The organism is Chlorogloeopsis sp. ULAP01, assembly GCF_030381805.1.
In the GTDB taxonomy this organism is placed as follows: Bacteria; Cyanobacteriota; Cyanobacteriia; order Cyanobacteriales; family Nostocaceae; genus Chlorogloeopsis.
On record NZ_JAUDRH010000019.1, the window covers coordinates 156,707 to 175,113 of the forward strand.

Below are 18,407 nucleotides of genomic sequence, written 5' to 3' on the forward strand. Positions count from 1 at the left end.
GAACTAACATAACTGCTGCAAATATCCCCACAATTTGATACCCTAGCTTAAACAGATTTGGGAACATTGTCAGAGTGGAAATTCAAATTGGGCGGGGCAAAGCAGCTCGCAGAGCATACGGAATAGATGAAATTGCCTTAGTACCTGGCAGAGGTACACTCGATCCGAGTTTGGCAGATACAAAATGGCGTATTGGCAATATTGAGCGAGAAATCCCAATTATTGCTAGTGCAATGGATGGTGTAGTGGATATTCGCATGGCTGTGCTTTTGTCACAGTTAGGAGCGCTAGGCGTGCTGAACTTAGAGGGAATTCAAACTCGTTATGCGAATCCAGAGCCAATTTTAGATCGGATTGCGGCAGTGGGCAAAGATGAATTTGTAACGCTAATGCAAGAACTTTATGCCGAACCGATCAAACCAGAGCTAATCGAACAACGAATTAAAGAAATTAAAGCACAAGGTGGCATTGCTGCGGTGAGTGCAACTCCAGCAGCAGCAAGTAAATATGGTTCAGTAATTGCAAAAGCTGGGGCAGATTTATTTTTCGTTCAAGCTACAGTTGTTTCGACGGCACACTTATCACCAGAATCGATCGTACCACTAGATCTAGCACAGTTTTGTCGAGAAATGCCCATGCCTGTGGTGTTGGGTAACTGTGTAACTTACGAAGTAACTCTAAACTTAATGAAAGCAGGGGCAGCCGCAGTATTGATTGGTATTGGCCCAGGTGCAGCTTGTACTTCTAGGGGAGTCTTGGGCGTAGGTATACCGCAAGCAACAGCGATCGCTGACTGTGCTGCTGCACGCGATGACTATTATCAAGAAACTGGCAACTATGTCCCAGTCATTGCCGATGGTGGTTTAATTACTGGCGGTGACATCTGTAAATGTATTGCCTGTGGTGCTGATGGAGTGATGATTGGTTCTCCCTTTGCTAGAGCTGCAGAAGCACCCGGACGGGGTTTCCATTGGGGTATGGCTACTCCTAGCCCTGTCTTGCCGCGTGGCACACGCATTCGCGTAGGTACTACTGGTACTCTAGAACAAATTTTAGTCGGCCCTGCCCAACTCGATGATGGTACTCATAATCTCTTGGGAGCTTTGAAAACGAGTATGGGTACATTAGGAGCAAAAAATCTTAAAGAAATGCAACAAGTAGAAGTTGTGATTGCTCCGTCTTTGTTGACTGAAGGGAAAGTGTATCAAAAAGCCCAACAATTAGGGATGGGTAAATAGAGGGATTGGGAACTGGGGACTAGGGACTAGGAAAAGAGGAGCACAGGAGCACAGGAGCAATACCCAATCCCCAATCGCTCAACAAAATTTCCTAGACTATGAAACAATTACTGGAAAATTAGCATCTGTCGCCTACAATAGAAATAGCGGAGACGCATGTTTCCGTTCACTCCTCACACCACACTCCGCCCGGACTGCGGTTCGGGCGCTTCCTTATGTTTATTAATAAAAACTAAACCTATATATATACAAATGTATCTGCCTCATTTCCAAGCAGTGCTTTTTGCTATGGTAGAATTTCAGCAAAATCAAAAATATATCGTAGGCAAAGGTTTGTAGCCATGTCAGCAGCCGCACAAGTTACCGACTCTACTTTTAAGCAGGAAGTATTGGAAAGCGCAGTTCCTGTTTTAGTTGACTTTTGGGCTCCCTGGTGCGGTCCCTGCCGGATGGTGGCCCCTGTTGTAGATGAAATCGCAGCTCAGTATGAGGGTCAACTCAAGGTAGTTAAAGTCAACACTGATGAGAACCCTAATGTTGCCAGCCAATATGGTATCCGCAGCATTCCTACATTGATGATTTTTAAAGGTGGGCAAAAAGTTGATATGGTAGTAGGTGCTGTGCCAAAAACTACACTAGCTAATACTTTAGAAAAATATCTTGAGTCTTAAAGCATCTAGAATTTTTTTTGGAGTATTTTGTTGACTCTGTAAGTCAGCCCAATAATTGTCAGCAATGCAGTAAGGTGTAAGCATGGCACTTGATTGCACTGTCTGATTAATTAGATGGGCTATTCATTATCTTGAAATGACTTTCGTAGTGTATTCAACTGCCAAGACATCATAGTAAAAAACTTTCTTAAGGAAAGTAATCTGTGATTCATTTGTCTATCTTTTTGCCAATCCACCTAGTTGAAGGAAAAATAATCTCATCTGTTTTGCTTCAATTTATTCTGTATTTAATACAAAAGATGTAGCACCTTAGTTTTTTAACCAAAGGTGCCTTTTTGTTTGTAAAATAAGCTTAAAATTTTATACCTACTAAGAATCAAATTTTCTTATCCTTGCAAGGATGATAAGTAAGTCAATATAAATGTTAAGTTTGAAATATAACTAAAAAATACAGGCTGTACGGGTGTGATTAATTGCGTCTGTACGAGAGAGTTATGGGTGCTTATAGTATGTCTGTAAGAAAACGGCTACTGGGATCAAAATCTTTTCGTCCTTGAAGGTACGAAATAGCAGTGCTAGTACAGAGTCAACAAACTCTGTATAGTTAACTATGGGCTATGGACTTTTAACGACCCGTCGTGGTTGCAAATTTGATCGCAAATTTAGGTAAAATATAATGCCACTTTGGCTATAGTTCTCATGACCTCATCTGCGTCGTTCGACACATTAGAGTCTATCCAAGCTGATATTGCTGAATTAATTGAGCGCTTGCCGACGTTAAAACATCGGCAATATATCCGGCAAGCACTATTAACTATAGTGCGTCTAGCTGATAGTGAACTTGATCGCCTCGACTGGAAGATATTATCTGCGTCTTTAGCAGATATGGAGCGGGGTTTCGAGCTTTTTCATAATTACCGACACGTTCGCAAAGTTACTATTTTTGGCTCGGCTCGCCTATCGCCAGATACTCCAGAATACCAAATGGCAGTTGATTTTGCTCGCTATGTTTCTCAGTTGGGATTCATGGTGATGACTGGTGGCGGTGGTGGAATTATGCAGGCAGGGCATGAAGGCGCTGGGCGAGAAAATTCTTTTGGTTTAAATATTCAGCTACCTTTTGAGCAGCAAGCAAATCCAATTATTGAGGGCGATCCAAAACTAATTCACTTTAAATATTTTTTTACGCGTAAATTATTCTTGTTAAAAGAAAGCGATGCTGTTGCTCTGTTTCCTGGCGGTTTTGGCACTCAAGATGAAGCGTTTGAGTGCATGACTTTAAGCCAAACGGGTAAATTTGGCCCTGTACCAGTAGTTTTAATAGATCATCCTGGTGGTGATTACTGGCGTTCTTGGAGCGAGTATATTGATAAACAATTGGTACAAAAAGGTTTGGTAAGCCCAGAAGATCCAAGTTTGTACACAGTGACAGATGATTTGGTTGTAGCTTGCAATGCTATTACACGCTTTTACCAGGTTTATCACTCCAGTCGCTATGTAGGCGATCGCTTGGTGATCCGCCTCAATACAGATTTATCAGATGCTGAAGTCGAAAAACTAAACGCTGATTTTGGTGACATTCTTGTCCAAGGAAGGATAGAAAAAAGTCAGGCTTTACCCCAAGAAGGGCAAGATGAAGCTTTTGACTTACCTCGTCTAGTCCTATATTTCAATCAACGCGATTTAGGACGGTTGTATCAGATGATTGCAGAAATTAATAACATGGGCAAGCCTTCACCTGAAGAGAGAGGACATCCAGAAAGAAAGTAAATTGAGCTAATTTAGGTGGGCGAGTATTGCCCACCTTAGTCCTAACTCAGTACCCAATTAACCAAACTACGTACACCGAAGCCAGTAGCCCCAGAACCGTTATAGCCGTTTTCCTTGTCTGCCCAAACAGTACCAGCAATATCTAGATGCGCCCAAGGAGTATCTTTGACGAACTGTTTGAGGAAAAGAGCAGCAGTAATAGAACCACCAGCACGTGGCCCCGTATTTTTCATATCAGCGATACTAGACTTTAAGCCCTCAAAATATTTTTCTTCCATTGGCATTCGCCAAATTTTTTCGCCAGAAGTCTCGGCAGCCTTTTCTAATTCCTTCGCTAAAGCATCATCGGGAGTGAACAAACCAGCAATGTCATCGCCCAAAGCAATGACACAAGCACCTGTTAGAGTAGCCAAATCAACGATCGCATCTACTCCCAACTTTTCAGCAAATACCAAGGCATCAGCTAGAGTCAATCGCCCTTCAGCATCGGTGTTGTTAACTTCAATCGTTTTACCGTTGGATGCTTTGAGAATATCACCTGGATGCATAGCATGACCGCTAATCATATTCTCTGTGACTGCGGAAATAAAGTGAACCTCCACATCTGGCTTCAGTTGGGCAATGGCTTTGGCTGCACCCAAAGTAGCCGCACCACCGCCCATATCCATTTTCATCGTTTCGATGCCACTACCCGCACCTTTGATATTGAGTCCGCCAGAGTCAAAAGTTAAACCTTTACCGATAATTGCTAGCTTGCGTTTTGGTGTTCCTTCGGGCTTGTAAGTTAGGTGAATGAATTTTGGGGGCAAATCAGAAGCTTTTGCCACTCCTAAAAAAGCACCCATGCCCAACTTTTCGCATTCTTCTTGTTCGAGAATTTCGACTTGCAAACCATGTTCTGAGGCGATCACCATTGCAACTTCTGCCATAGTAATTGGCGTTACCTCGTTAGCAGGGGCTGCTACTAGTTGTCTTGCTAAAATTACCCCAGAAGCTATTTGATTGGCGCGGGTAATTGCTGCTTCTTGTCCACCTAACCCCAGTAAATCTACGGTTTCAACTTGTACTCCTTTATCTTCTGGTTCCGATTTAAAGCGATTATCCTGGTAAAGTGCTAGCTGTATGCCTTCAGCTATTGCCTGGGCAGTTTGTGCCGGATCGTTATTCCAAGTTGGCAGACTAATCCCTAGAGTTTTGCACTTTTGCTTTTTGGCTAATCGAGCAACAATAGCAGCAGCACGCCGCAAAGTATCAAGTTTTAGCGCTTCCGGTTTGCCTAAACCAACTATTATTACTTTGCGAACTGGGCTAGGGCTACCCACCCGTGTAACCACCGTGCTATTAGCTTTGCCTTTAAATTCCTCTTCGGCAATAAGTTCTTGGAGAACACCAGCAAGCTTTTCATCCAAAGCTGCCAGATCACCTGTTAATTCTACAGCATCTTCAAATAATCCTATAGCTAATCCATCTCCTGTCCACTCTAAAACAGGGGTTTTACTCGGTCGAATGTCCATTTTTAGCGTTCAATGTAAAAGTTCTGGTACCAGTATTGCGTAAAATTTGGGTTTTATGCTTTGGGGAAAGGAGGGATGGAGGAGGGAAATAACCACTGTACGGGCGGGTTTTAACAACAATCTCTCTAGGATGACGGAATATCTAAATAAACCCGCCCCGACTAATGACTATTGACTATTGACTATTGACTTAATTGAATTCAAGTCGATGTCAAATTTGGTAGCGATCGCATCAATGACTTTTTGTTCTGGTGGTGAAATTTCACCTTCAAGTTTAGCTATTCGGCAACACTGAGCCAAAAGTGGTACTGCAAAGTCTCGGTTGAGTTGATTGAGAAGATCATCTAAAGGCTGTGGAGATTTGATGTTTTGCTTAATCGCATCCAAAGATTCAGGGGTGAGGTTCAAAGCTTCCAACTCTGGCAAAATTGTTTCCCAAGTCTTGTCTGGATAGCTAGCAAGGAGCATATGAACCAAGATTTGATCCATGATTTTTTGCTGGGCGATCGCAGTTTCCAGATAGCGATCGCTTTGTTCCTTTAATTCTGTTATTGTTTCTTCGGAATTCAGCGACTTGGATTCATCCAGTTTGGCTTCATAAAATCGACAAGCTGCGTATCCTAGCGAATATACCATTGTCGAGTTTGAGCTAGCACCAATTACTGCACCAGCAAAAGGCACATTTCGTAGTAAACCTAAACCCGCTGCTCTCAAAAGCTTTCCACCACCTAAACCTATGCCAAAAATTGCCAAAACTTCACCTCTACGGGCTGGATCTTTTAAATCTAAGCCATAGGCGGCAGCAATCTGATAAATCATTTCTGATTGCAATTGTGTCGTGGCTGCCAAATCAATAGCTAACAATGCTGCAGCAAATCCTGGCAAAAGACTACTAGCAAAACCAATCCCACCTGCTTTTGTGGCTTTTTCCACCATAATACGGTGAGCTATTTGACTGGGTGATTCGTTCGGATGCTCTTGCTGCAACTTTTTCACTGCTGCTGCTGCTTTTTCTAAATCAACATTATCACTTGCACCAACTAGCCAATTCAGGTTTAATACGCCAGCTACCCTACGAATTAGCCAATTTTGCCCTAGATAATCTGTAACTTGTCCGGCTGTATGAGTTGCTTGCTCAATTAACTTATGGGTTTGTTTTGCTGCCGCTTCTCCTACACCAGCTGCTGTTTCTGCGACTGCTTTGCTTGCTTCTATTGCACTGCTACTGGCTGCTGCACCTACACCTACTGCTGTTCCTGCTACACAACCTAATGTTTCGGCAAAAGATTCAAACAAAGATGGCTTGTCTTCTTTTTGCTCGGCAGGGGGTTTATTGTTTAGTTTTTTATTCTCTTTTTCTTTTTGGGGCTTATCTGCCATTGCTTGGCACCTTCTAAAAGTCTTTCTATTCTGTTTTTAATGGAAATACAAGCACTTGACTTCCCCCTGTAAGGATAAGTCGTTAGTTTAAGCAACAGTTAGCCTTAATCTCAAAACAGAGCAGTGTGAGTAGGCTAATTTAGTGCATAAATATAAATATCTTGAGTATCTTGTGGTGTGAATATCTTGTCCGTACTGAAACCTCTTTCTATTACACAAGATATACAAGAAAGCGATCATGCGAGATTTGAGTTTTACCACCCCAATAGCAATGATGACAAAATTAATCTGCACTTTACAGTTAATTTAAATATAAGGTGTGTTAAAAATCTCTTTTGTTTTAGCTTTTAACCTCTAACTTTTTAACTACTTCTGTACCACGTTCTAGAAAATTATGGGCTTTCATGATCTCGTATAAGTTAATATCTGTTTCTAATAAACAAGCGTGTCCACTTTCCGGCAAAAGCACCAATTTAGACTCAGGTAAAATATTAACTAATCTTTGTGCTTCAGCAAGGGAAGGCAAAAGTCGATCTAAGACACTAGCAACTAGCAAAACAGGTTGAGTCAGGCGACGTAACTCTTCTTCATCAACATGAAATTCTTTAATTAAAGACAACCGCCAACAAACCGTTTCTGCTGGTATAGAACGTATGGTTCTTAGCATTTCATGGCGATCGCTTCTAGAAATACGTGATAAAGCTGCTAAAAACGGCAAAAACCCCACTGCACCAAAGTCAAAAAGACATGATGGCACTAAGTTAGTGAATTGCGATGCCCATTCATATAAAGGGCGAAGATGAAAGCTAGAAGCAGGGTTGACAAGGATAATTCGCTTAAACAACTGCGGTGCTGCTACAGCTACTTTCTGAGCTAAACAACCTCCAAAGGACTCACCACATAGATAGACTGAGCGCTGAGAGCTTTTTTCGAGTTCGGCGTGGATTAAGTCTAATACATTATTTGTCAGCACTTCCCAGCTAGTTAGATCCTCGCGGGGAATTGCTAAACAACGGACATCAAAACCAGCTTCCAATCCTACTGTTTGCGTTCGTAGTAGTTGACCGGTTCCATCCATCCCAGGTAAATATACAAACAGGGGATATTCTGGTTGTAAGCGCCTGGGAGTCAGAAAACATGGCTTTAGTTCTACTTTTGTAATAGACATTTATCATTAGTCATTGGTCGTTGGTCATTAGTCATTGGTTTTTAGTCAAAAAGACTTTGACTAAGAACAATTGACTCTGGATTAATTAATAACATCCTTGATGTAGCAAACTGGTTATTTCGCCATAACAATGTTCTGTCAGTTCAGCCACAACAGTTTTTGCTTGTTTTCCTTGATATTGTTGTTGATGTTGGGGTCTAATCCAATAAGGATGACCGATTAGCACCGCAACACGATTGTAGATGACCAAAGGGTGCCAACCTGGTTGATTAAATAGAGGTTCTGAAGGATCGAAAAAGCTCAATAGACTTAGAGGTACAGCAGATGTGTTAACTTCTTCTAAAGAGGCGATCGCAACTGGCAAAATTGCTAAATCTTGCACTGCTGCTCGTAATGCCAAATGGGCAAATCCTCGCTGGAACTCTCCCACCTGCTGTGGTTGAGTAAATTTTACCATTGGTTCCGCTCCTTCTGGAAACACACCCACTACTTGCTTTAGTTGTAACAGTTGTTGTGCTTGCTTAAAAAAGCTTTGCTGACGCTTTTGATCTGCTTCTAAGGGAAAGCATCCTAAACCTGTGACAATTTCCCGCATGATCGGCACTTGACTCATGTAGTGATGACAAGCGAAGCGAATTGGGCTGGATAACGCCGACATTAAAATCGGTGCGTCCATAAAGCTACGATGATTACTTACTACTAATACGCTAGCGTCTTGGGGAATGCGATCTTCATAGTAGCGAAACATTTTGGTCGATAAACTTCCCAACAACCAGCGAGAGATATCTAAGGAGTTGTTTACACTCATATTTGTTCAATATAAATTTTACGCAAATACTAGGTGTTATTCTGAATACAATTGTTACATTTCTTTACCATACCTGGAACTGCCTTAAGGTAGAAATGTCTTGATCTGCAAATCTAGAAAAATTCTTTATGAAATAAATATATGTATTGATAATGTAAAAATTAATCAAATCAAGATTTTTTTCAGAAATTAATCGTTGAAAGTTTCTGTCTTTTTGGCAGATTTTTAGTTAATTTCTATCTAATTAAAAATTAATTCCGCTCCAAATAAATTTGCTAATATTATGGTGTAACTTGAAAATATAGTATTTATGTTGTATAATTACGTGGTTTTGCCTAAATAAGTTTAGAATAGAAAATTGTTTTAATTTATTTAAGTTATTTTTTGATTTTGCATGAATCTAGTGGATAAAACAAAAAAAACATTTGCACTCACAACACCGTTATATTACGTAAACGATTTGCCCCACATAGGTAGTGCATATACAACAATAGCAGCAGACGTAGTGGCACGCTTTCAAAGACTTTTGGGGCGTCCAGTACTACTTGTGACGGGTACAGATGAACACGGGCAAAAAATTCAAAGAACAGCCGAAAGTAAAGGATTACCACCAAAAAAGTTTTGCGATCAAATGTCTGAGGGGTTTGTGTCCCTGTGGCAATTACTAGATATAAAATACGATCGCTTTATTCGCACTACCGATCATCGGCATGAAGCACTTGTCAAAGACTTTTTCCAGCGAGTTTGGTCTAAAGATGATATCTATCTGGGACAACAAAAAGGTTGGTATTGTGTATCGTGTGAAGAGTTTAAAGAAGAACGAGAATTACTAGAAGGACACCGTTGCCCGATTCACCCGAACAAAGAAGCAGAGTGGCGAGATGAGCAAAACTACTTCTTTCGTCTATCTAAATACCAAGCCCAACTCGAAGCACTCTACCAATCTCGACCAGATTTTATCCAGCCAGAAACTCGTCGCAACGAAGTTCTGAATTTTGTCAAACAGGGCTTACAAGATTTTTCAATTTCACGGGTAAATGTAGAGTGGGGTTTTCCAGTACCAGCAGATCCTAATCATACTCTTTATGTCTGGTTTGATGCCCTCTTAGGATATGTAACAGCATTGCTAGAACCAGGTGAACAAGCAACTTTAGAAAATGCCTTAGCAAAATGGTGGCCGATCAACTTACATCTTATTGGTAAAGATATCTTACGCTTTCATGCAGTTTATTGGCCTGCCATGCTGATGTCAGCCGATTTGCCTCTGCCAGAACGAGTATTTGGACACGGCTTTTTAACTAAAGATGGCCAGAAAATGGGTAAAAGTCTGGGCAATACCCTTGATCCCGTGGCATTAACCGCAAACTATGGTGCAGATGCTGTTCGTTATTACTTCCTTAAGGAAATCGAGTTTGGCAAAGATGGCGATTTTAATGAAGTTAGATTCATAAATGTTCTGAATGCAGATTTGGCAAATGACTTAGGTAATTTGCTCAATCGCACTTTAAATATGGTTAAAAAATACTGTGCTGGCAATCTACCATCAATTACAAGTGAAGATATTCCTGCCGATAATCCTTTAAAAGCGATCGGTTTACATCTAGGGGAACAGGTAAAAATTGCTTATGAAGCGCTAGCTTTTAACCAAGCCTGCGACGCTATTCTGAAGCTAGTACAAGCCAGCAACAAGTTTATTGATGAACAAGCTCCTTGGTCATTGTATAAACAAGGACAGCAACAAGCAACAGAAATAGTATTATATGGGGTTTTGGAATCAGTAAGGTTAGCAGCTTATCTCTTGTCTCCAGTTATTCCAAATATTAGTAGTGATATTTATCAGCAACTGGGTTTTGAAATTGACTTTAACGAGCAATCACAAACTGCCATTGTTGCCCCGTTTGAGATTCATGGTATGTGGGGAGTACTAAGTGGCAAACAAAAATTGGGCGATCCCCGTCCTGTTTTTAAACGCATAGAAACACTCAAATAACAATTAGCTAGTTCTTTCCATTTCTAAATTCTTTGTACTTAACCAGGGCTGATTTAATTAGCCCTGAAAGCTGTTCATAAGCAACTCTAAACTTTTATGAAAATCTAAAAAAGTATCAATTATTACATCGATAAAAAATGAGGTATGACAACAATGTTGAATAATCTGGAAAACGACTCGATTTTTACGCCAGAGCAAGTTTTGGAAAATCGAGGTCGCGTTGCTATATTTATTGATGGCTCAAATTTATTTTATGCAGCGCTACAATTAGGAATTGAAATAGATTACACCAAGCTATTATGTCGATTAACGGGTGGTTCTAGACTGTTACGTGCTTTCTTTTACACAGGCGTAGACAGAACTAACGAGAAGCAACAGGGTTTTCTGTTGTGGATGCGTCGTAACGGTTATCGAGTTATAGCAAAAGATTTGGTGCAATTGCCAGATGGATCGAAAAAAGCGAATCTAGATGTGGAAATTGCGGTTGATATGATGGCTTTAGTAGATTCTTATGATACCGCCGTATTAGTCAGTGGAGATGGGGATTTGGCATATGCAGTAAATTCCGTCAGTTATCGAGGAGTGCGGGTAGAAGTAGTAAGTTTACGCTCAATGACAAGCGACAGCTTAATCAATGTGAGTGATCGCTATATAGATTTAGAAGCTGTCAAAGAAGATATTCAGAAAACACCACGCCAAAGTTATCCGTATCGGCCTTTATCTAGTATGGATTTTTTGGAGCATCCTAGAGAAATAGCTGATGGACATTTGGAAATTCCAGAATGAAACAGCATAACAAAAGACACGGGGAAATTTCCTCTCACCGCGTCCCCGTGTCTCCCCTTCACCGTGTCCCTTATCACCTCTTGACTCTTGGCTTGCTTCTAATCCTTGGGTTAGCTGGCTGTGGGGGTAATACTACACTCACAAAATTGCCTGTTGAAATTCCCCAAGACAAAGACACAGATAGCAAGTTAACTTTCTTTGCTGTCACATTAGAACAGGCAGATGATGTTGGACGGCCTATTTGGAAAGTCAGGGCAAAACAGGCAAAGTATACAAAAGAAAAACAAATTGGTCAAGCCGAAAGTCCCTATGGTGAACTATATCAAGATGGCAAAATAGTTTATCAAGTACAGGCACAACAAGCAGATATAGAACAGGATGGAAAACAATTATTTCTTAAAGGAAATATAGTTGCTACAGATCCTCGCAATGGAACGGTATTGCGTGGCAATGAACTAGAATGGCGTCCTGATGAAGATTTATTGATAGTCCGCAACCAGATGTATGGCACCCATAAGCAACTACAAGCAGTAGCGCAAGAAGCACGAGTAAAAACTCGAACTCAACGTGTTGATTTTTTGGGTAAAGTAGTTGCAAACTCGATGGAACCACCATTACAAATCCGTACAGAACATCTAGTTTGGCAAATTAAAGAGGAAAAATTAATTGGCGATCGCCCTGTACAAATTGACCATTATAAAAATAATAAAATTACTGATCGAGGTCGAGGGGATGCCGCCGAAGTTAACTTGAAAACTAAAATTGCTACTATTACTAAAAATGCTCAAATAGAATTACTTGAACCGCCGATGCAAATTGCTAGTAATTCTATGTCTTGGAACTTAAGTACAGAAACTGTTACTACCAATAGTCCTGTACGCATATTTCATCGTGCTGAAAATGTGACAGTAACTGCTAATCAAGGTGAATTAAAAATACCTCAAAAAATTGCCTATTTAACAGGTAATGTCAATGGTGTTGGGGAACGCAGCCAGTCACTAAAATCTAAGGAATTAACTTGGTATCTAAATAACAAATTAGTAGAAGCTCAAGGTGATGTAGTTTATAAGCAAGTAGACCCACCAATGACATTTACAGGTGAAAAAGCTATTGGTAATATCCAAAAGGAAAATATAGTTGTTAGTGGTGGTAATTCTGGCAACCGAGTAGTTACAGAAATTATTCCCAAGGAAAAATTTCAGAGTCAATAGTTAATAGTCATTGGTCATTATTAAAAAAGAACAGGGGAGCCAGTGCGTTGCGGAGCCAGTGCGGTGGACGGGTTCCCCGGCATAAAGCACCTGGCGTCGGGTTAAGCACGTTGTAGCACCTGGCGTCAACAGGGAACAGGCAACAGGGAAATGTCTGTTATTCCCCTTGTCCTAAATTTCCTACCTACGCTCTTGCGCGTTCGCCGTCAGGCGTTGCGTTAGCTAGCGACTTCTGTAGACGGGCTTTGCCCGGCTTCCCGTCGGGTAAGTAGCCGCTTGGGCGTCTACTGTCATCTGCCCTCTGCCTTTTACTTAATGGAATACTTAACTTTTATATAGAATTTCATTGCGTTCGTTAGTACCAAATTTGGGTAAAACTTCGATGGGTGAGTGGGGAGCGATCGCTTTTGGAATCGCAGATGGTGCTTGCAGTTGTTTGGTAAGATTTTGCAAAAGTTTGTCTTGTTCAGCCCGAAAATTTAGTACATATGGGCCACGGTTAATAATGGTAAACCAAACCAAACCGCGATCGCGTGTAGGTATCACTCCGGCTAAAGCACTAACATCGTTGAGAGTGCCAGTTTTCATGACAGTGCCTGCTGGCATATGTCGAGCGTGCAGCGTTCCACGGCGATCAAAGCCAGACGTAGGAAATAAATCTGCTAAATTTAACCCATGAGTGAGTGCTTCTCTTTGAATTGCCATTAACATCGCACAAGCAGCTCTGGGAGAAATACGATTTTCAACTCCCAACCCTGAACCGTTAATTAATTGAATTTCTGACTCTGGCACCCTTGCGAGCCTAGCGGCAGTTGATTGCACAACAGTGTGTCCTCCCACCAACTCTGCTAGCATCTGTGCCATTTCGTTATTACTGAAAACGTTCATTTCCTTGATTAATTGGTGCAAAGGCAAGGAGCGACGACGTACTAACAAGGTTTGTTGTGGTATGGTTTGCGCCTCGAATTTGACAGTGCCAGCTATTTTAACTTCAGGCTTGGGTGTGCCTTTGGGCATGAGCGAATATTGTAAAGTAGTAGCACGAGACCAAGTCTTATGATTCAGTGCTTGCTTGAGTGCTTGCCCTGCTAGCAGTGGGTGTCGTTGGAAATTCATGGCAAAATTACCACTGATGATCAAATTGCCCTTGATCTGCTTGATGCCCATTTTATTCAATGTATTACCAAGGGCGATCGCTTCCTCCCAAACAAACAAAGGATCACCACCACCAGTAATTATCAAATCTCCCTGCAACACTCCTTTTTGCACAGAGCCTGTAGTACCAACTATAGTCTCAAATTGATGTTGTGCTCCCCAAGCTTTCAAAGCAACAAGAGAAGTCGCAATCTTAGTTAATGAGGCAGCAGGCAGAGGAGTTGTACCTTGATGATTAGCCATCAGCATAGGCCCTGACTGCAACCAAATTCCTTGACTCTGGGTTAGATTTGCTGGCATGATTTTCGTTGCCAATAGCCCCTTGAAATATTCCTGCACGGTAGTTACCCCAGCTGGACTTGGATCGGGAGCAAGAATCAGGCTAGGACTACTTTGCCAAGTTAATACATCTAAAGGATCTAAAGGTTTAACTTGGACTCCAGCCATCTCCAGCCACATTGACATCAAACCTGAACCAATTAATTCCAGCATTGATCGCTCCTCATGTATGCGAATACGCCACTTTGTTTTGGGTACTCAATACTACTTTGCATTGGGTAATAAATCATAACTGTTGATTTTTACATACGAAAGTGAGGCTAGTAACAAAGTTTTAGTAGGTTATACAACATCCACTTATTGCACTGTTATAAAAGTTGTAATCACAGAGTGCTTATTAGTATTACACTTGGTGTGCAATCATTAAATCCCAGATTGGCAGTTTCTTGTTTTCAAGCTTTAATATTAATCATTTCACTAAGAATTTCACAAATTAGTAATATAGATATATAGTCATTTCACTAAGATAGATAAGTATGATTTGGAACTGCTCAAAATAGGCTAGTTCAGTATAAATATTTTCAAAACCCGAAAACTTAACTTTATCTATGAAATTTTTATTACATTCTTTATGCCCGTATATACTTCACAAGGAACTCTAATCTGGAACTTATAACAAGTAGGTTTACTGAGATTGTGGTAATAAAGTTAAACAGTTTTGAGCGAATTTTAGCAACTAAAAAAATAATGTGCTTGTTGTTTGGTATATTAAAAAGCAAATATTTAGTAAAAAATTTTTCATCTCCATGTATTGACGTAAAATAGGGAAGTTTTTATCCTATAACTTCCAAAACTCAGGCACAATTCAGGTTATTTTTCTGATTTTAAAGAATAATTCATCTTTGCTGATTGCTTGGCAACGAACGGTAAAACTTTTTTGTTCAGTCCTCAAAGACTAACCAGATACGTAGTTTCATCAGTCAGTTAAGGGAGGAATTCATGTTATGTTGAGCTTGTCAGAATCTATAGCTGAAAGGGCAAAAGATGAAATAAGTGGCAAAACCTCGGAGTGATCCGTGGCTTGACTTTTTCATCTCAGACTGGGAAGCCACCCAGATAAAGATTTGAATATTGATGGATGCAATTTAGCAGCTATCAAATTGCTACTTTCGGCAGAGGCATCTGGTAAAATTTGTAAGGTTTCTAAAAGCTCTGAGCAATGGGATCGACTTGCGCACGGATCGCAATTGACGCAATGGGAGGGGATAATGCACCCGGTGAAATCGTGGCTGGCGCACTGCGAGCACGAGAAGAACTTGGTGTAGAGGTATTGTTGGTAGGTGATCCCCAAAGAATCGAAGCAGCCCTGCCAGCAAAAATCAATGTGGGTCAAGTTCAGATCGTACCTGCTGAGGATGCGATCGCAATGAACGAAGAAGCCCTTACCAGCATCAGACGTAAACCCAAAGCCTCTATTAACGTGGCAATGGATTTAGTCAAGCAAGGACAGGCAGATGCTGTAATTTCTGCCGGTCACTCTGGTGCAGCGATGGCAGCAGCATTACTTCGCTTAGGACGGTTGCCAGGAATTGACCGTCCGGCAATTGGTGCAGTATTTCCCACCATAGTAGCCAGCAAACAAGTTCTTATACTTGATGTCGGTGCAAATGTGGACTGCCGCCCGAAATTTTTAGAGCAGTTTGCCGTCATGGGGTCGATTTACAGTCAATATGTTTTGGGTGTATCTGAACCGAAAGTAGGTTTGTTGAATATCGGTGAAGAAGACTGTAAAGGCAATGATGCAGCTGTTCGTGCTCATCAATTACTGCGTGAAAATGCCCAGATTGCTTTTATTGGCAATGCAGAAGGAAGGGACGTGCTTTCCGGTCAATTTGACGTGATTGTCTGTGACGGCTTTGTGGGCAATGTGCTGTTAAAATTTGCTGAAGCGGTTGGAGAAGTAATGCTGCAAATAATGAGGGAAGAATTGCCGCAAGGATTGCGTGGTCAACTCGGAACGGCAGTTTTAAAACCCAACCTGAAGCGGATCAAGCAGCGAGTAGATCACGCAGAGCACGGAGGAGCTTTACTTTTAGGCGTAGACGGCATTTGTATAATTAGTCATGGTAGCTCCCAAGCACCTTCTATTTTTAATGCCATTCGTTTAGCAAAAGAAGCAGTCAACAATCAAGTGCTGCAAAGAATTCAATCTCAATATCAAAGCTCAACAAACTCCGGGCGTCTGTTGCCCGAAACTAATTAACTTAAGTCATTAGCCAAAAATAAAAGACAGATGATAAAAGACTAATGGCAAAAAGCCGATCGCTTGGGAGAAGCCGGAGTGCAACAAATAGGAATAGCAATTACAGGAAGTGGCTCGGCAGTACCAGCTACTTTCCTGGATAACCAGGGGTTGACTGAACTGGTTGAAACATCAGACGAGTGGATAACAACAAGAACAGGAATTCGTCAAAGGCATTTAGCCAAAGCTGGTGATTCTCTTGCAGAACTTGCTGCGATCGCAAGCCATCAAGCGATCGCCATGGCTGGAATTACACCAAAAGACATAGATTTGATTTTGCTCGCAACTTCTACGCCTGATGATTTATTTGGCAGTGCTTGTCAAATTCAAGCAAAATTAGGAGCGGATAGAGCAGTAGCATTTGACTTGACAGCTGCCTGCTCTGGCTTTGTGTTTGGATTAGTTACAGCCGCCCAATTTATTAGAACCGGAGTTTACCATAACATACTACTTATTGGGGCAGATATCCTCTCTCGTTGGGTGGATTGGCAAGATCGGCGTACCTGCGTTTTATTTGGAGATGCAGCTGGGGCAGTTGTACTACAAGCAAACCCACGCGATCGCTTACTAGGATTTGAGCTTAAAAGTGATGGCACTCAAAATAATTGTCTCAACCTAGCTTATCAAGCTAACTCTACAGAACTGCTCTCTAGTGTTTGTGTAGGACAAGGTGGCTTTTTGCCCATCACAATGAATGGCAAAGAAGTTTACCGATTTGCCGTCCAAAAAGTACCAGAAGTTATTGATAAAGCTTTATTTCGCGCTAACCTCTGTGTAGAGCAAGTAGACTGGTTGCTATTACATCAAGCAAATCAACGCATTCTCGATGCTGTTGCCCAGCGCCTAAATATCCCGGAAGATAAAGTTATCAGTAATCTTGCTTATTATGGCAACACTTCTGCCGCCTCTATTCCCCTTGCCCTAGATGAAGCAGTACGGCAAGGCAAAATTAAATCTAACGACATCATAGCCGCATCAGGTTTTGGTGCTGGACTGACTTGGGGAGCGGCAATTTTTCAATGGGGTAGATAGGGTTAATTGCTAATGATTAATGGTTAATAGTTAATGGTGCAATTAACTATTAACTATTAGCGATTAGCAACCTCTACTAGCCACCGACACTTGATACTTGAGAGTTGATGATTGACGAATGACTAAAAGCGCATGGGTATTTCCCGGACAAGGTTCCCAAGCTCTGGGAATGGGAGCAGATTTAATAGAATTACCATTAGCAAAGGAAAAATTTGCCCAAGCTGAAGAAATTTTAGGCTGGTCTGTAATAGAAATCAGTAACAATGATGCCGAAAAACTATCACATACCCTCTACACTCAGCCCTGTCTGTATGTAGTAGAAAGTATTCTCGCTGATCTTCTTTTAAAAAAAGAACAGCCAGATTTAGTTGCTGGTCACAGTTTGGGAGAATACATTGCTCTTTACGTTGCTGGTGTATTTGATTGGACTGCTGGGCTACACTTGGTAAAGCGTCGTGCAGAACTCATGGAAAGTGCTGTTGGTGGAATGATGGCAGCATTAATGAATTTTGACCGCGAAAAACTAGAAAAGGCGATCGCCGAAACTCCTGAGGCGACAATCGCTAATGATAATAGTCCAGCCCAAGTTGTGATTTCTGGCACACCAGCAGCAGTAGAAAAAGTGATGTCACAAGTGAAGGCAAAACGTGCAGTTCCTTTAAAAGTTTCTGGTGCATTTCATTCGCCTTTAATGGCAGCAGCCTCGGCAGAGTTTAAAGATGTTTTAGCTTCTGTAGAATTTAATACAGCTAAATTGCCAGTTTTATCGAATGTAGAACCAACTCCATCCACAGACGCAGATGTTTTAAAACAGCGTTTGATCCAACAAATGACTGGGGGGGTGCGCTGGCGAGAAATTTCCCTAGCCCTACCAGAAAATGGCATTGAGCGAGTAGTGGAAATTGGCCCCGGTAATGTGCTAACTGGTTTGATTAAACGCACTAGCTCCGGCCTAATTTTGGAAAACATCCGTAGTGCTGCGGAGTTACCTGTTTAATATTTAACTTATAGTGCTTGTGGAATTGGAGATGCGATCGCTTTCTACCCTTGCTAGTTTTGGTTTGGGTGTGGAGCGATCGTGTAATTAAAATAATAGATTTCAC

The 18,407-nt window shown here is 41.3% G+C and carries 14 protein-coding genes; 9 read left to right on the plus strand and 5 right to left on the minus strand.

Translation table 11 applies throughout. The features are described 5' to 3' along the window. Positions 1-74 precede the first annotated feature (74 nt). The 3 genes from QUB80_RS31010 (at position 75) to QUB80_RS31020 (ending at position 3,679) form a co-directional block, all read left to right on the plus strand. On the plus strand, positions 75-1,238 hold the full coding sequence (locus QUB80_RS31010; protein ID WP_289793298.1) for a GuaB3 family IMP dehydrogenase-related protein: 1,164 nt from the start codon (positions 75-77) through the stop codon (positions 1,236-1,238). 314 nt (positions 1,239-1,552) lie between these two features. Further along, on the plus strand, positions 1,553-1,909 hold the full coding sequence (trxA, locus tag QUB80_RS31015; RefSeq protein WP_289793345.1) for a thioredoxin: 357 nt from the start codon (positions 1,553-1,555) through the stop codon (positions 1,907-1,909). A 699-nt stretch (positions 1,910-2,608) separates the two neighbouring features. Continuing rightward, complete coding sequence (locus QUB80_RS31020) at positions 2,609-3,679, plus strand: LOG family protein (protein WP_289793299.1); 1,071 nt, start codon at positions 2,609-2,611, stop codon at positions 3,677-3,679. Between the two features lie 41 nt (positions 3,680-3,720). Here the strand turns inward: QUB80_RS31020 and QUB80_RS31025 are convergent, their stop codons facing one another. The 4 genes from QUB80_RS31025 to QUB80_RS31040 all read right to left on the minus strand — a co-directional run bounded on the left by QUB80_RS31025 (position 3,721) and on the right by QUB80_RS31040 (position 8,549). Further along, positions 3,721-5,193, minus strand: a complete 1,473-nt coding sequence (locus QUB80_RS31025) for a leucyl aminopeptidase (RefSeq protein ID WP_289793300.1) — start codon at positions 5,191-5,193, stop codon at positions 3,721-3,723. 168 nt (positions 5,194-5,361) lie between these two features. Then, the gene (locus tag QUB80_RS31030; protein WP_289793301.1) at positions 5,362-6,573 is read right to left on the minus strand and encodes an EcsC family protein; all 1,212 of its coding nucleotides are present in this window, start codon (positions 6,571-6,573) and stop codon (positions 5,362-5,364) included. Positions 6,574-6,913: 340 nt separating this feature from the next. Then, positions 6,914-7,741, minus strand: coding sequence for an alpha/beta fold hydrolase (locus tag QUB80_RS31035; protein WP_289793302.1), 828 nt, complete (start codon positions 7,739-7,741; stop codon positions 6,914-6,916). Positions 7,742-7,826: 85 nt separating this feature from the next. Continuing rightward, positions 7,827-8,549: a lysophospholipid acyltransferase family protein gene (locus QUB80_RS31040; protein ID WP_289793303.1), complete on the minus strand. Its 723-nt coding sequence runs from the start codon at positions 8,547-8,549 to the stop codon at positions 7,827-7,829. A 394-nt stretch (positions 8,550-8,943) separates the two neighbouring features. On the opposite strand from QUB80_RS31040, the gene metG reads away from it, so the two are divergent. The 3 genes from metG (at position 8,944) to lptC (ending at position 12,536) form a co-directional block, all read left to right on the plus strand. After that, positions 8,944-10,539 carry a methionine--tRNA ligase gene (gene metG, locus QUB80_RS31045; protein WP_289793304.1) on the plus strand — a complete coding sequence of 532 codons (1,596 nt, stop codon included), beginning with the start codon at positions 8,944-8,946 and terminating at the stop codon, positions 10,537-10,539. A 153-nt stretch (positions 10,540-10,692) separates the two neighbouring features. Then, positions 10,693-11,325 carry a LabA-like NYN domain-containing protein gene (locus QUB80_RS31050; protein ID WP_289793346.1) on the plus strand — a complete coding sequence of 211 codons (633 nt, stop codon included), beginning with the start codon at positions 10,693-10,695 and terminating at the stop codon, positions 11,323-11,325. Then, positions 11,322-12,536: an LPS export ABC transporter periplasmic protein LptC gene (gene lptC / locus QUB80_RS31055; RefSeq protein ID WP_289793305.1), complete on the plus strand. Its 1,215-nt coding sequence runs from the start codon at positions 11,322-11,324 to the stop codon at positions 12,534-12,536. Before QUB80_RS31050 ends, lptC begins: the two co-directional genes overlap by 4 nt. 324 nt (positions 12,537-12,860) lie before the next feature. On the opposite strand, the gene QUB80_RS31060 is transcribed toward lptC, so the two are convergent. Beyond that, positions 12,861-14,183 carry a D-alanyl-D-alanine carboxypeptidase gene (locus tag QUB80_RS31060; protein WP_289793306.1) on the minus strand — a complete coding sequence of 441 codons (1,323 nt, stop codon included), beginning with the start codon at positions 14,181-14,183 and terminating at the stop codon, positions 12,861-12,863. Between the two features lie 1,006 nt (positions 14,184-15,189). Between QUB80_RS31060 and plsX the strand changes: the two genes are divergently transcribed. The 3 genes from plsX to fabD all read left to right on the plus strand — a co-directional run bounded on the left by plsX (position 15,190) and on the right by fabD (position 18,301). Then, a complete protein-coding gene (plsX, locus tag QUB80_RS31065) occupies positions 15,190-16,233 on the plus strand; it encodes a phosphate acyltransferase PlsX (RefSeq protein ID WP_289793307.1) in 1,044 nt (347 codons plus the stop codon). 78 nt (positions 16,234-16,311) lie between these two features. Next, a complete protein-coding gene (locus QUB80_RS31070) occupies positions 16,312-17,304 on the plus strand; it encodes a beta-ketoacyl-ACP synthase 3 (RefSeq protein ID WP_289793308.1) in 993 nt (330 codons plus the stop codon). A gap of 118 nt (positions 17,305-17,422) precedes the next feature. Beyond that, entirely contained in the window at positions 17,423-18,301 is an 879-nt protein-coding gene (gene fabD / locus QUB80_RS31075; RefSeq protein WP_289793309.1) for an ACP S-malonyltransferase, read from the plus strand. Positions 18,302-18,407: the final 106 nt, after the last annotated feature.

Bases quoted from the DNA above. Each gene is read 5' to 3' on its own strand.
- QUB80_RS31020 (WP_289793299.1), top strand. From the start codon at position 2,609: ATGACCTCATCTGCGTCGTTCGACACATTAGAGTCTATCCAAGCTGAT.
- QUB80_RS31025 (WP_289793300.1), bottom strand. From the start codon at position 5,193: ATGGACATTCGACCGAGTAAAACCCCTGTTTTAGAGTGGACAGGAGAT.
- QUB80_RS31030 (WP_289793301.1), bottom strand. From the start codon at position 6,573: ATGGCAGATAAGCCCCAAAAAGAAAAAGAGAATAAAAAACTAAACAAT.
- QUB80_RS31035 (WP_289793302.1), bottom strand. From the start codon at position 7,741: ATGTCTATTACAAAAGTAGAACTAAAGCCATGTTTTCTGACTCCCAGG.
- QUB80_RS31040 (WP_289793303.1), bottom strand. From the start codon at position 8,549: ATGAGTGTAAACAACTCCTTAGATATCTCTCGCTGGTTGTTGGGAAGT.
- metG (WP_289793304.1), top strand. From the start codon at position 8,944: ATGAATCTAGTGGATAAAACAAAAAAAACATTTGCACTCACAACACCG.
- QUB80_RS31050 (WP_289793346.1), top strand. From the start codon at position 10,693: ATGTTGAATAATCTGGAAAACGACTCGATTTTTACGCCAGAGCAAGTT.
- lptC (WP_289793305.1), top strand. From the start codon at position 11,322: ATGAAACAGCATAACAAAAGACACGGGGAAATTTCCTCTCACCGCGTC.
- QUB80_RS31060 (WP_289793306.1), bottom strand. From the start codon at position 14,183: ATGCTGGAATTAATTGGTTCAGGTTTGATGTCAATGTGGCTGGAGATG.
- plsX (WP_289793307.1), top strand. From the start codon at position 15,190: ATGGGATCGACTTGCGCACGGATCGCAATTGACGCAATGGGAGGGGAT.
- fabD (WP_289793309.1), top strand. From the start codon at position 17,423: ATGACTAAAAGCGCATGGGTATTTCCCGGACAAGGTTCCCAAGCTCTG.